This window comes from Thioclava sp. DLFJ4-1, from assembly GCF_002020145.1.
GTDB lineage: Bacteria > Pseudomonadota > Alphaproteobacteria > Rhodobacterales > Rhodobacteraceae > Thioclava > Thioclava sediminum.
Genome location: NZ_MPZT01000002.1, coordinates 776,508 through 789,983, shown reverse-complemented (window position 1 = coordinate 789,983; position 13,476 = coordinate 776,508). Strand labels below are relative to the sequence as shown.

General features: G+C 64.6%; 11 protein-coding genes. 3 read left to right on the top strand and 8 right to left on the bottom strand.

The window, feature by feature from the left end:
- Nucleotides 1–32 precede the first annotated feature (32 nt).
- Nucleotides 33–1,325: a crotonyl-CoA carboxylase/reductase gene (ccrA, locus tag BMI85_RS09000; protein WP_078600820.1), complete on the bottom strand. Its 1,293-nt coding sequence runs from the start codon at nt 1,323–1,325 to the stop codon at nt 33–35.
- Between the two features lie 294 nt (nt 1,326–1,619).
- Here ccrA and BMI85_RS08995 point away from each other — a divergent pair, with 294 nt between their 5' ends.
- From BMI85_RS08995 to BMI85_RS08985, 3 genes are all read left to right on the top strand, one after another.
- Nucleotides 1,620–3,590: a protein meaA gene (locus BMI85_RS08995; protein ID WP_281480657.1), complete on the top strand. Its 1,971-nt coding sequence runs from the start codon at nt 1,620–1,622 to the stop codon at nt 3,588–3,590.
- A 145-nt stretch (nt 3,591–3,735) separates the two neighbouring features.
- Nucleotides 3,736–5,280 (top strand): AAA family ATPase, encoded by a 1,545-nt coding sequence (locus tag BMI85_RS08990; protein WP_078549375.1) that lies wholly within the window; start codon nt 3,736–3,738, stop codon nt 5,278–5,280.
- 50 nt (nt 5,281–5,330) lie between these two features.
- On the top strand, nt 5,331–6,047 hold the full coding sequence (locus BMI85_RS08985) for an SDR family oxidoreductase (protein WP_078600818.1): 717 nt from the start codon (nt 5,331–5,333) through the stop codon (nt 6,045–6,047).
- On the opposite strand, the gene BMI85_RS08980 is transcribed toward BMI85_RS08985, so the two are convergent.
- The 7 genes from BMI85_RS08980 to BMI85_RS08950 all read right to left on the bottom strand — a co-directional run bounded on the left by BMI85_RS08980 (nt 6,044) and on the right by BMI85_RS08950 (nt 13,383).
- Nucleotides 6,044–6,868 (bottom strand): TIGR02186 family protein, encoded by an 825-nt coding sequence (locus tag BMI85_RS08980; RefSeq protein ID WP_168174757.1) that lies wholly within the window; start codon nt 6,866–6,868, stop codon nt 6,044–6,046. The genes BMI85_RS08985 and BMI85_RS08980 overlap by 4 nt on opposite strands.
- On the bottom strand, nt 6,868–7,785 hold the full coding sequence (locus tag BMI85_RS08975) for a sulfite exporter TauE/SafE family protein (RefSeq protein WP_078542579.1): 918 nt from the start codon (nt 7,783–7,785) through the stop codon (nt 6,868–6,870). Before BMI85_RS08975 ends, BMI85_RS08980 begins: the two co-directional genes overlap by 1 nt.
- A 78-nt stretch (nt 7,786–7,863) precedes the next feature.
- Entirely contained in the window at nt 7,864–8,664 is an 801-nt protein-coding gene (locus tag BMI85_RS08970) for a purine-nucleoside phosphorylase (protein WP_078600814.1), read from the bottom strand.
- The gene (locus tag BMI85_RS08965) at nt 8,648–9,613 is read right to left on the bottom strand and encodes an ABC transporter permease (protein WP_078549367.1); all 966 of its coding nucleotides are present in this window, start codon (nt 9,611–9,613) and stop codon (nt 8,648–8,650) included. The genes BMI85_RS08970 and BMI85_RS08965 overlap by 17 nt, the downstream gene beginning before the upstream one ends.
- A 1-nt stretch (nt 9,614) precedes the next feature.
- Complete coding sequence (locus tag BMI85_RS08960) at nt 9,615–10,712, bottom strand: ABC transporter permease (RefSeq protein ID WP_078600812.1); 1,098 nt, start codon at nt 10,710–10,712, stop codon at nt 9,615–9,617.
- Complete coding sequence (locus BMI85_RS08955; protein WP_078600810.1) at nt 10,712–12,394, bottom strand: ABC transporter ATP-binding protein; 1,683 nt, start codon at nt 12,392–12,394, stop codon at nt 10,712–10,714. The genes BMI85_RS08960 and BMI85_RS08955 overlap by 1 nt, the downstream gene beginning before the upstream one ends.
- Nucleotides 12,394–13,383, bottom strand: coding sequence for a BMP family ABC transporter substrate-binding protein (locus tag BMI85_RS08950; protein ID WP_078521388.1), 990 nt, complete (start codon nt 13,381–13,383; stop codon nt 12,394–12,396). The genes BMI85_RS08955 and BMI85_RS08950 overlap by 1 nt, the downstream gene beginning before the upstream one ends.
- Nucleotides 13,384–13,476: the final 93 nt, after the last annotated feature.

Below are 13,476 nucleotides of genomic sequence, written 5' to 3'. Positions count from 1 at the left end.
GCGCGGGTTTCCCGTGAAACAACAATGGGTGGTCAGTTACGGCGGCCCGCTTCCAGCGCGTCCTCGAAGGTACGCAGCCCGGTTTTCGGGGCCTGAACCAGCACGGCCATGTTGCCCGGCTTATGCTCGTTGCGCAGCATCTTGGTATGGGCCTGCGGGATCTGATCCCACGGGAAAACCTCGGACATGCAGGGGTCCAGACGCCGCTCCACCATCAGCTTGTTGGCCGAGGCCGCCTGCTTGAGGTTGGCGAAGTGCGAACCCTGAAGGCGCTTCTGGTGCATCCACATGTAGCGCACGTCGAAGGTGCAGTTGAAGCCCGAGGTGCCGGCGCAGATCACGACCATGCCGCCCTTCTTCACGATCAGCGTCGAGACCGGGAAGGTCGCCTCGCCGGGGTGTTCGAAGACCATGTCCACGTTCACGCCCTTGCCGGTGATGTCCCAGATCGCCTTGCCGAACTTGCGGGCCTCTTTCAGCCACTCGTTATATTCCGGCGTGTTGACGGTGGGCAGCTGCCCCCAGCACTTGAAGTCCTTGCGATTGATCACGCCCTTGGCGCCCTGATCCATCACGAATTGACGCTTGCTCTCGTCCGAGATCACGCCGATCGCGTTGGCGCCTGCGGTGTTCGCAAGCTGGATCGCGTAGGAGCCAAGACCGCCCGAGGCGCCCCAGACCAGCACGTTCTGGCCGGGCTTGAGCTCATGCGGATGGTGACCGAACAGCATCCGGTAGGCAGTGGCCAGCGTCAGCGTGTAGCAGGCGGCCTCTTCCCAGGTCAGGTGCTTCGGGCGCGGCATCAGCTGTTGCGCCTGCACGCGGGTGAACTGCGAGAACGAGCCGTCATGCGTCTCGTAGCCCCAGATCCGCTGGGAGGGAGAGAACATCGGGTCGCCGCCGTTGCACTCCTCGTCGTCGCCATCGTCCTGGTTGCAGTGGATCACCACTTCGTCGCCGACTTTCCAGCGTTTGACCTTGTCGCCCACCTTCCAGACGATGCCCGCGGCATCCGAGCCCGCGATGTGATAGGGTTGCTTGTGGCCGTCGAAGGGCGAGATTGGCACGCCGAGACCGGCCCAGACGCCGTTATAGTTCACGCCCGCGGCCATCACGAGAACCAGCACTTCGTGGCTGTCGATCTCCCAGGTGTCGACGACTTCCTGCTGGAACGACTGCTCAGGCTCGCCATGGCGTTCGCGACGGATCGCCCAAGCGTACATTTTCGGGGGGACGTAGCCGAGGGGCGGCATCTCGCCGATCTCGTAAAGGTCCTTCTCCGGCGCATCGTAGGGCGCGATACCGGTTTCCTGATCAAGGGCCATGGCTTTCTCCTGTCTGTCCTTGCCGCGCCGCAGAATCGGGCGGTGTTCGTTCAGAGGGATACGCATGGCTGCGCAACTTTTCAATCCCTGACGTTCCGTTTTTGTAATTTTATGTCCCTCTCGATTTTCGAGCGGCGAGCAAACTCCTATTTATAAAGCTTCGCGTCGCGGACGCTGCATGAAACCAGTCACGCCGCGTTGCAGCGAATTGACAGGATCACAAAATTCAATTTAAACCATCCCAACGCGCAACAATATTGCGCAACGAAGATTCGTATTCCGATGGAGGCCGCCATGACCGACACGATGCCCGCCAAAGACCGCCCCTGGCTGTTTCGCACCTATGCGGGCCATTCCACGGCCTCCGCCTCGAACGCGCTCTATCGCAACAACCTCGCCAAGGGGCAGACGGGCCTCTCCGTGGCTTTCGATCTGCCGACCCAGACCGGCTATGACAGTGACCATGTCCTGTCGCGCGGCGAGGTGGGCAAGGTCGGTGTGCCGGTCTGCCATCTGGGCGACATGCGTGCGCTGTTCGATGAGATCCCGCTCGAGCAGATGAACACTTCGATGACGATCAACGCGACCGCGCCGTGGCTCTTGTCGCTCTATATCGCTGTGGCCGAGGAGCAGGGTGCGGATGTGTCGAAGCTGCAGGGGACGGTTCAGAACGATCTGGTGAAGGAATACCTCTCGCGCGGCACCTATATCTGCCCGCCGAAGCCCTCGCTCGCGATGATCACCGATGTCGCGGCCTATACCCGCGAGCACCTGCCGAAATGGAACCCGATGAACGTCTGTTCCTATCATCTGCAGGAAGCCGGGGCGACGCCGCAGCAGGAGCTGGCCTTCGCGCTCGCGACCGCGATTGCGGTGCTGGACGATCTGAAAACCAAGGTGCCGGAAGAGGCCTTCCCCGCGATGGTCGGGCGCATCTCCTTCTTCGTGAATGCGGGCATCCGCTTCGTCACCGAGATGTGCAAGATGCGCGCCTTCACCGAGCTGTGGGACGAGATCTGCCGTGACCGCTACGGCGTCGAGGACGAAAAATTCCGCCGTTTCCGCTATGGCGTGCAGGTGAACTCGCTCGGCCTGACCGAACAGCAGCCCGAGAACAACGTCTACCGCATCCTGATCGAGATGCTGGCCGTGACGCTGTCGAAGAACGCGCGCGCCCGCGCGGTGCAGCTGCCCGCCTGGAACGAAGCGCTCGGCCTGCCGCGCCCCTGGGATCAGCAATGGTCGCTGCGGATGCAGCAGATCATGGCCTATGAGACCGACCTTCTGGAATATGGCGATCTGTTCGACGGCAACCCGGCGGTGAGTGCGAAGGTCGAGGCGCTGAAGGACGGCGCGCGGGCCGAGCTGGAAACGCTCGACGGTATGGGCGGGGCGATTGCCGCGATCGACTACATGAAATCGCGTCTGGTGGAATCGAACGCCGCGCGGATCAACCGGATCGAAGCCGAGGAAACCATCGTCGTCGGTGTGAACCGCTGGCAGCAGGGCGAACCCTCGCCGCTGACCGCAGGCGATGGCGGCATCATGGTCGTCGACCCGGCGGTGGAGCAGGAGCAGATCGACCGTCTGAACGCCTGGCGCGCCGAGCGTGACGAGGCCGCGGTGCAGGATGCGCTCGCGCAACTCAAGGCGGACGCGAAGGCTGGCAAGAATATCATGGAAGCTTCGATCGCTGCCGCGAAAGCGGGCGCGACCACCGGCGAATGGGCAGGCGTGATGCGCGCCGTTCATGGCGAGTATCGCGGCCCCACGGGGGTCTCGCGCTCGCCCTCGAACCAGACCGAAGGGCTCGACGATATCCGCGAGGCCGTGGATGCGGTGAGCTCGCAGCTGGGCCGTCGTCTGAAATTCCTCGTCGGCAAGCCGGGCCTCGACGGCCACTCGAACGGCGCCGAGCAGATCGCCTTCCGCGCCCGCGATTGCGGCATGGACATCACCTATGACGGCATTCGCCTGACGCCGGAACAGATCGTCGCCAAAGCCATCGAGGACGAGGCGCATGTGGTGGGGCTGTCGATCCTGTCGGGCTCGCATATGCCCCTGATCGAGGAGTTGATGGAGCGGATGCGCGCCGCTGGCCTCGACCATGTCCCGGTCGTCGTCGGCGGGATCATCCCGGATGAGGACGCGAAGAAGCTCCTGAGCTTCGGCGTCGCGCGCGTCTATACGCCCAAGGATTTCGAGCTGAACCGGATCATGATGGATATCGTGACGCTCGCGACCCCGGCCGAAAAAGCCGCCTGAGCAAGCAGCCCGTTTGGGATCGGGAAGGAGCAGGCGTCTTCTTCTCGACCCAAATATCCCCGCCGGAGGCTCCCGGCGTCGGACCCCGCGAAAACCGAGCCCTTTCGCCCTTCCGCCCGCCAAGGCGCGCAGGTAAGGTCGCGCCATGACGACCCCCATGATCCAGTTTTCCGAGGACCAGGCCGAGGCTTGGGATGCCGTTGCTTCCGCGCTCGAGGCGGCAGGGGTCGATATTCTCGAAGGCTCGATGACGCCGGAAAGCGGCAGCAATCGCGTGCTTTCGGTGATCGGCAAGGCGGGGTCGGGCAAGACGCTGCTTCTGGCGGAGCTCTATAAAGCGTTGGAGGCGGCAGGCGTCGATCTGGTCTCGGGCGATTTCGAGGGCAAGCGGCGCCGCGAAAAGCGCACGCTGGCGATCCTCGCGCCCACGAACAAGGCGGCGAGCGTGTTGCGCTCGCGCGGCGTGCCCGCGACGACGATCCACCGCATTCTCTACACGCCGGTCTACGATCCCGAATATGAGCGGATCGCGGAATGGCTGACCGGGCAGGGCGAGCGGCCCAAGCCCGAATTGCTGATCGAGATGGGCCTGACCGAAGCGACGCTCGACCGGGCGAAAGCCTTCTACGATCTGCACAAATCGATCCCGGCGGCGCTGGCGTCGGCGGGGCTGCGCGGCTCGGATTTCATCAATGGCTGGAAGCGTCGCGAAGACCCGCTCGATATCGGGTTTGTCGATGAGGCCTCGATGCTGGATGAGCGTCAGTTCGACGATCTGCGCGAAATTTTCCCGACGCTTGTGCTGTTCGGCGATCCGGCGCAGCTGGCGCCGGTGAACCAGTCGGGCGAGATGGTCTTCGAGCGTCTGCCCGACGAGCGAAAACACATCCTGCACCGCATCCACCGGCAGGCCGAGGATAACCCGATCCTCGATCTGGCGCATATGCTGGGCGATGAGAGCGTGACCTTCGAGCAGTTCGAGCGTGAGATCGAAAAAGCCGCCGCCAAGGACGACCGCGTCGTCTGGGCCGAGCGGGTGGAGAGTGATCTGATGGCGCGCTCGCCGGTGCTGGTCTGGCGCAACGCCACGCGCATCCGGCTGATCCATGCCTTCCGCGCCGCCCATTCCGCGCCGGCCGACATGATGCTGCCGGGCGAGCCCTTGATCTGCGACGGGATCGAACTGCCGGTGAAGCACCGCAAGAAGCGGATCGATCTGGAGGCGCGCGGCCTGATCAAGGGCGCGCAGGTGATCTATCTCGGCCCCGGCAAGAAACCCGGTTTCTCGCGGCTGCATGTGATGGGGGCGGAAGACCCGCGGCTCTCGGCGGCCTCGATCGTGAAGATCGAGATGCCCGACGAGGAGGAGCCGTTCATTCCTTTCGCGGCCCGGATGGGCGCGACCTTCCTGCATGGCGCGGCGGTGACGATCCACAAGGCGCAGGGCTCGCAATGGGAAGACGTGCAGGTCTTCGCGCCCGATATCTACGCCGCCTACCGGGCAGGGCGCATCGAGGCGGGCATCCCGCTGTGGAAGCGCCTCGCCTATGTCGCGATCACCCGGGCGCAGCATCGACTCTTGTGGGTGGTGCGGGCGCGGTTGGCGCGGCCCTCGGCGCCGCTGACCATTGACGACCTGCCGAAAGGCGGCGGTAAGCTGGAACTGAAAGCCGAACCGCAGGACGGATAGGGCAGGAGCCTCCGGCGGGGATATTTGAGCCAAGGCGAAGGAGGGGCGAGATGGGCGTGATGGTGGTGACCGGGGCGAGCGCCGGGATCGGGCGCGCAGTGGCAGAGGCCGCGCTGGCCGAAGGCTGGCAGGTCGCCTGTCTGGCGCGCTCGGAGGACAAGCTGGCGGAGGTCGCCGCGCAAGGCGACGGGCTGGCGGTGGCTTGCGATGTGAGCGATGCAACAGCGGTGGAGCGCGCCTTTGCCGAGGTCGTCGCGAAGTTCGGGCGGATCGACGTGCTGTTCAACAATGCCGGGATGTTCCCGCCTGCGGCCTTGCCCGACGAGGTCACGCTGGAGGATTGGGACGCCTGTATCGCGGTGAACCTGACGGGGATGTTTCTCTGCGCCCGGGCCGCTTTCGGGCAGATGCGGGGGCAGGCGCCGCGCGGCGGGCGGATCATCAATAACGGCTCGATCTCGGGGCAGGTGCCGCGCGCGAAATCGCTCGCCTATACGACCACCAAACACGCGATCAACGGCATGACCAAGCAGATCGCGCTGGACGGGCGCGATTTCGACATCGCCTGCGGACAGATCGACGTCGGCAATGCGCGCACGGGGCTTCTGGCGAACATGGATTCGGCGGCGACAAAGACGGCGGAGCCCACGATGGACGTGGCCAATGTCGCGCGCTCGGTGCTGCACATGGCCTCGCTGCCGCTCGAGGCGAATGTGCTCAACATGACGGTGATGGCGAGCGCGATGCCCTTCGTCGGGCGCGGTTAACGCACGAAGCGGAAGATCGCGGCGGCCGCCCAGCCTGCGAAGACCGCAAGCGCTAGCGACAAGAGCCCGTAGAGCGCCGCGTTCTCATGCGCGAGCGTGTAGAGCCAGCGCTCCAGCCCGACTTTGCGCACCTCGATCGCGGATTGGTATTTGTCCACCAGCTTGCCGTCGCGCAGCAGGAAGATACGCGTCTTGTAATCGCCCTCGGTGAGGTTCGCAGGCAGCGCGAAATCGGCGCGGAACAGCGTGTTGTCCACGATATGCACGCCGCCGGTCTCGAGTTTGTAGAGCCCCTGCTCCTTTCGGATGTCGACCAGCGCTTCGGTGAAGGGGATCGAGTCGTCGACGGTGATCGGACCCGAGAAGGCGCGCATCGCGAGCGGAATCGAGATCCGCTGCTGGGTGTCGGTGCGCCGATCGAGGATATCGCCGAGCGGGCCGGAGGTGGCGACGGCGTAATAGCTGGGGGCAGCGGCGACGCCGACCGAAGCCGTGTTCACCCAGATCCCGAATTCACGCGATTTCTTGCGGATGGTGACGGGGCCGAGCGGCCCTTCGAGCGTCACGATCACCGCGAGTTTCTGCCCTTTGGGCTCCGGCGTTTCGCGTTTGATCGCGCCATAGATCAGGATTTGCGACCCGTCGAAGGAGGTCGTGATCCCGATATTGTCGCGGCTGAGACCGGCCACGATCTGCTCGTCGGGTTCGGGGCGATTGGTGATCGGCATTCCCGGACGCGCGGGCAGAACCTGTTGGTCCTGTGCCAGAGCGGGCAGGGCGACAGCGCAGAGGCCGAGGGCGAGGAGGGCGGTACGGATCATCATTCGCCCCCCGTCGCGATGGAGTAGAGGTTGCTCGGATGCAGCACGAGGTCGAGGCCGAGCTTGCCGGCGACGAGGATCACGAGAAGCGCCAGCAGAATGCGCAGCTGTTCCGCCTTCAGTCGCGCGCCCAGCCGCGAGCCGATCTGTGCGCCGATCACGCCCCCGACGATCAGCAGGAGCGCCAGCATCACGTCCACCGTCTGGTTGGTGATCGCGTGCATCAGCGTGGTGAAGGCCGAGACGAACAGGATCTGGAACAGCGAGGTGCCGATCACGACCTTGGTCGGCATGTTCAGCAGATAGATCATCGCCGGGACCATGATGAAGCCGCCGCCGACACCCATGATCGCCGCGAGGATACCGACCGCGACCCCGACCAGCAGCGGCGGGATCACCGAGATATAGAGGCCCGAGGCGCGGAACTTGAACTTGAAGGGCAGCTTGTGGACCCAAGTGTGCTGCACGCGTTTCTTGCGCACGCCACCGCCCTTGCGCTGCTTTTGGATGGTGCGGATGCCCTCTTGCAGCATCAGAAGGCCGATCAGGCCGAGGAAGACGACGTAGCAAAGCTGCACCGCGAGATCGATCTGGCCCAGCTCGGTCAGCAGGTTGAAGACGTAGATGCCGCTGGCCGAGCCGAGCAGGCCGCCCACCAGCAGCACGAGCCCCATCGGAATGTCGACCGCCTTGCGTTTGAGCTGCGCCAGAACGCCCGACACGGACGAGGCGACAACTTGGTTCGCGCCGGTGGCCACGGCGACGGAAGGGGGGATGCCGATGAAGAACAGAAGCGGGGTGATCAGGAAGCCGCCGCCCACGCCGAACAGGCCCGAGAGCAGCCCCACGATGCCGCCGAGCCCCAGCAGGGTGAAGATATTGACCGAGACTTCGGCGATGGGCAGGTAGATCTGCATGAGCTGCACCCGCTGAGGAGGTTGCATCGTTAGTGTCCCCGAAGGGCAGGCGAAGTCAAACCCCGCCGTGCCGCGGGGTTACAACTGTTGCAGATATCGTCGCAAAACCTGTTCGAGCTTGGCCGCGCCCATCGGCGCGATCGCCTTAGTTTGCTCGTGGCTGATATTCTCCTGCGCCATGCCCGCCCCCATATTGGTGATGACGGAAACGGCGGCGACGCGAAGGCCGAGGAACCGGGCGAGGATCACTTCCGGCACGGTCGACATGCCCACCGCATCGGCGCCGAAGACTTTCGCGGCGCGGATTTCGGCGGGGGTCTCGAAGGTCGGGCCGGAGAACCAGCAGTAGACGCCTTCGGGCAGTTCGATCCCTTCGGCCTGAGCTGCGGCTTTGAGCCCGGCGCGGATCTCCGGGTCATGCGCCTCGGTCAGCGGCACGAAACGCGCATCCGAGGGTTCGCCGATCAGGGGATTGTTGCCCGAGAAGTTGATGTGATCGTTCAGCATCATCAGCCCGCCGGGCTGGATGTCCTCGCGCAGGCTGCCGGCCGCATTGGTCAGCAGCAGGCTCTCGCAGCCGAGTTCCTTGAGGATCTCCAGCGGCAGGCGCATCTCGGCAGGGTTGCCGTGTTCATAATAGTGAACCCGACCGCCGAAGACGGCCACACGGACGCCCTCGAGCGTGCCGATCACCAGCTTCGGATTGTGGCCCGAGACGCCCGCATGGGGAAAGCCCGGCAGTTCCGAATAGGGGATCGCCACGCCCTCGATCTCCTCGGCCAGATGGCCGAGGCCGGAGCCGAGAATCAGGCCGAGGCGCGGGGCCTCGTCGCCTGCGCGCGCGCGGATCAGTTGCGCGAGTTCAGCGCTCTTTGACATAGGGCTGCCCCCCTGCACGCGGCGGGATCGCCTTGCCGATGAAACCCGCGAGGATGATCACGGTGAGGATGTAGGGCACCGCCTGCATGAACTGGATCGGCAGGGTTACGACGCCCAGATCGATATTCGGATAGCGGTTCGAGATCGCTTCCAGCAGGCCGAAGAGCATCGTGGCCCCAAGCGCCGGAACGGGCCGCCATTTCGCGAAAATCAGAGCCGCGAGAGCGATATAGCCGCGCCCGGCGGTCATTTCCTTCACGAAGCCAGCCGCCAGACCGGTTGCCAGATAGACGCCGCCCAGACCCGCCAGAACGCCGGTGATGGCGACGGCGGTGTAGCGCATCCGAATGACCGAGATGCCTGCGGTGTCGACCGATTCCGGGTTCTCGCCCACCGCGCGCAGGCGCAGGCCGAAGCGGGTGCGGAACAGCACCCACCAGGTGATCGGCACCATCGCGAAGGCGACATAGACGAGGATCGAGTGTCCCGAGATCAGGTTCGAATAGATCGGACCGAGGAAGGGTACATCTTGGACCGCGTCGGCGCCGGGCAGGGTGATCGGATCGAAGCGCCCGTTGCCCGACAGTTGCGGCGTGCGACCGCCCTGATGGAACCAGCTTTGCGCGATCAGAACGGTAAAGCCCGAGGCAAGGAAGTTTACCGCGACGCCGGAGATCAGCTGATTGCCGCGGAAGGTGATCGAGGCGAGGCCATGCACGAAGGCGAGGCTCATCGAGCCGCCGACGCCCGCCAGTAGGCCGAGCCACGCATTGCCCGTCACCGCCGCGACCGCGCCGGAAAAGAAGGCGGCCATCAGCATCTTGCCCTCAAGGCCGATGTCGAAGATGCCCGCGCGTTCCGAGAACAGACCCGCGAGGCAGGCGAGCAGCAGCGGCGTGCCGAGGCGAACGGCGCTATCGAGAATTTCGATGATCGTTCCGAAATCCATCTCAGGCCTCCTTCCGGGCGTTGGCGCGCGCGACGAAGAAGCTCTCGATCGGTGCGCGCAGCATGTTGTCGAAGGCCCCGGTGAACAGGATCACGAGCGCCTGGATCACGGTGATCAGCTCGCGCGGGATCGTGGTTTCCAGCGCCAGCTCGCCGCCGCCCTGATAGAGGAAGCCGAAGAGAAGCGCGGCGAGGAACACGCCGAACGGGTGGTTGCGGCCCATCAGTGCGACCGCGATCCCGATGAAGCCCGCGCCCTCGACCGAGTTTAGCACGAGGCGATGCGCCTCGCCCATCACGTTGTTGATCGCCATGAGACCGGCGAGGCCGCCCGAGATCAGCATCGCCGCCATCACGATTTTCACCGGCGAGATGCCTGCATAGCGCGCTGCCGACTCCGACCGCCCGAAGGCGCGGATCTCGAAGCCCAGCTTGGTGCGCCAGATCAGCACCCAGACTAGGTAGCAGGCGAGGATCGCCACAAAGAAGGACACGTTTGCCGGGACCGATTTCGAGAAGAACTGACCGACGAGCGGGAAGTCATGAAAGGTCGGCAGATGCGTCGAAGCGCCGAAGCGCGCGGTGGCCGGGTCCATCGAGCCGCGCGGACGCAGCACGTTGACCAGCATGTAGTTCAGCACCGCCGCGCCGATGAAGTTGAACATGATCGTGGTGATCACGATATGGCTGCCGCGCTTGGCTTGCAGATAGGCCGGGATCGCCGCCCATGCCGCGCCGAAGATCGCGCCGCCCGCCATCGCTGCGATCAGCGCGATGGTCCAATGCGGCCACGGGAACGCGAGCAGCACCAGCGCCACGCCAAGCCCGCCGAGCGTCGCCTGACCCTCGCCGCCGATGTTGAACTGACTGGCGTGATAGGCGACCGCGACCGCGAGGCCGGTGAAGATGAAGTTGGTCGCGTAGTACAGCGTGTAGCCCCAGCCATAGGGCGAGCCGAGCGCGCCCGAGACCATGACCTTGATCGCCTTGATCGGGTCTTCGCCGATCAGCAGCACCACGATCCCCGAGATCACGAAAGCGATCAGCAGGTTGAGGAGCGGGATCAGGGCCACATCGACCCATCTCGGTGTCTTTTCCATTATTGGCTCTCCTCGGGCGCGGCGATGGTCCAGCCGTCCATGCCGCGCACGTCCTCGCCGCCCATGCCCGCCATCAGGCAGCCCATGCCGGTCTGGGTGGCGGTCTCGACGGGGCCGATGCCCATGACCTGCCCGTCGAACATGACCGCGACCCGGTCCGAGAGCGCCCGGATCTCGTCGAGCTCGACGGAGACCAGCAGGATCGCGGCGCCCTGGTCGCGCAGTTCGATAATGCGTTTGTGGATGAATTCGATCGCGCCGATATCGACGCCGCGGGTGGGTTGGCCCACCAGCAGCAGCGCCGGATTCCGTTCGATCTCGCGGGCCAGCACGATCTTTTGCTGGTTGCCGCCCGAGAAGCTCTTCGCGGGCAGGGTCGGGATCGGCGGACGCACGTCGAAGCGTTCCATCGCCTCGGCCGTGTGGGCGACGATCCCCGCATTGTCCATCACGAAGCGGTTCTTCTGATAGGCCGGATCGGAGTGATAGCCGAAGACCATGTTCTCCCACGCGGCGAAATCGAGGATCAGCCCGAGACTGTGGCGGTCTTCGGGGACGTGCGAGATGCCCCGGCGGCGGCGGGACTGGCCGTCGCTATGTTTGCCGGTGAGGTCGATCTCTTCGCCGTTGATGCGGATGTTGCCGGTGCCCTTGGCGAAACCGCCGAGGATTTCCAGCAATTCGGACTGGCCGTTGCCCGCCACGCCCGCGATGCCGAGAATCTCGCCCGCGCGGATTTCGAGATTGATGCCCTTGAGGCGTTCGATCCCGTCTTCGTCCTTCACGCGGAGGTTCTCGACCTCCAGTACGGTCTTGCCGGGCTGCGCAGGCGTCTTGTCGACGTTCAGCAGAACCTTGCGGCCGACCATCAGCTCGGCCAGCTGCTCGGGCGAGGTCTCGGCGGTCTTCACCGTCGCCGTCATCTCGCCGCGACGCATCACGCTGACCGTGTCGGTGATCTCCATGATCTCACGCAGCTTGTGGGTGATCAGGATGATCGTCTTTCCTTCCTTGCGGAGGAAATCGAGGATCCGGAACAGGTGATCGGCCTCGGCGGGCGTCAGCACCCCGGTTGGCTCGTCGAGGATCAGGATATCCGCCTGACGATAGAGCGCCTTGAGGATTTCCACGCGCTGCTGGTGGCCGACGGAGAGCTCTTCGATCTTCTCGTCGGGATCGACGTTGAGTTCGTATTCCTCGGCGAGGCGCTTGAGTTCCTTGCGGGCCTTGGAGAGCGAAGGGCGCAGCAGCGCGCCATCCTCGGCCCCAAGGATGATGTTCTCGAGCACGGTGAAATTCTGCACCAGCTTGAAATGCTGGAAGACCATGCCGATGCCGGCGCTGATCGCAGCCTGGCTGTCGGGGATATGGGTGTGCTTGCCCTTGATCCAGATCTCGCCCGCATCGGCCTTGTAGAAGCCGTACAGGATCGACATCAGCGTGGATTTCCCCGCGCCGTTCTCGCCGATGATACCGTGGATCGTGCCGGGCATGACCCGGATCGAAATGTCCTTGTTGGCCTGCACCGTGCCGAAGGCTTTCGAGATGCCTTTCAGCTCGATCGCGGGCGCGCCCGTGGGCGTGGCGGCAGCGTGGGCCGCTTCGGCCGCATCGCTGGCGTTTTCAGTGGCAAGGGCGGCAGTTGCCTGCCGCCCCGCGTTGTTCGACTCTGTTGTGCTCATCACTCGACCGGGCAGCTGTCGTCCGACATGTAGTCATGCACTTCGATCTTGCCCGACGCGATGTCGGCTTTCGCCTGCTCAACGGCTTTTTCCATCTCGGGCGTGACGAGCGACTTGTTGTTGTCGTCCATCGCGACGCCGACGCCGTTCTGGGCCAGACCCATCACCTTGATGCCCGGCTTCAGATCGGGGCCCGCCGAGAACGCGTCATAGACGGCGTTGTCGACGCGCTTGAGCATCGAGGTCAGGACCTTGCCCGGGTGCAGGTAGTTCTGGTTGCTGTCCACGCCGATCGACAGGACGTCGCCATCCGCGGCTGCCTGCAGAACGCCGATGCCGGTGCCGCCAGCGGCTGCGTAGATCACGTCCGCGCCCTGGCTGATCTGGGCCTTGGCGATCTCGCCGCCCTTCACCGGGTCGTTCCAGGCTGCCGGGGTGGTGCCGGTCATGTTCTGGATGACTTTCGCGTCGGGGTTCACGGCTTTCACGCCCTGAACGTAACCGCAGGCGAATTTGCGGATCAGCGGGATGTCCATGCCGCCGACGAAGCCGACGGTGCCGGTTTTCGACGCCATCGCGGCCATCATGCCGACGAGGTAGGAGCCTTGCTCTTCCTTGAAGACGATCGACTCGACGTTGGGCTGGTCGACGACCATGTCGACGATCGCGAACTTGGTGTCGGGGTAGTCGGGGGCGACGGTGTTGAGCGTGTCGCCGAAGGCGAAGCCGGTCATCACGATCGGGTTGGCGCCCGACTCGGCGAGTTTGCGCAGGGCCTGCTCACGCTGAGCTTCCGACTGCATTTCCAGTTCCTTGTAGGAGCCGCCGGTCTCTTCGGCCCAACGCTTGGCGCCGTTGAAGGCGGCCTCGTTGAAGCTCTTGTCGTATTTGCCGCCCAGATCGTAAATGATCGCGGGATCGGCCAGCGCGGCCCCGGCGCTGAGCGCGAGCGCGGTCGCGGCGCCGAGGAACTTGGTGAAATAGGTCATGGATTACTCCCGAACGTTATGGCCCTGTTGGATAAGCCTGTTGGCGCGCTCGGTTCAGCGCGCGGACCCAGCGATTTGGGCAGAGCTTGCCAA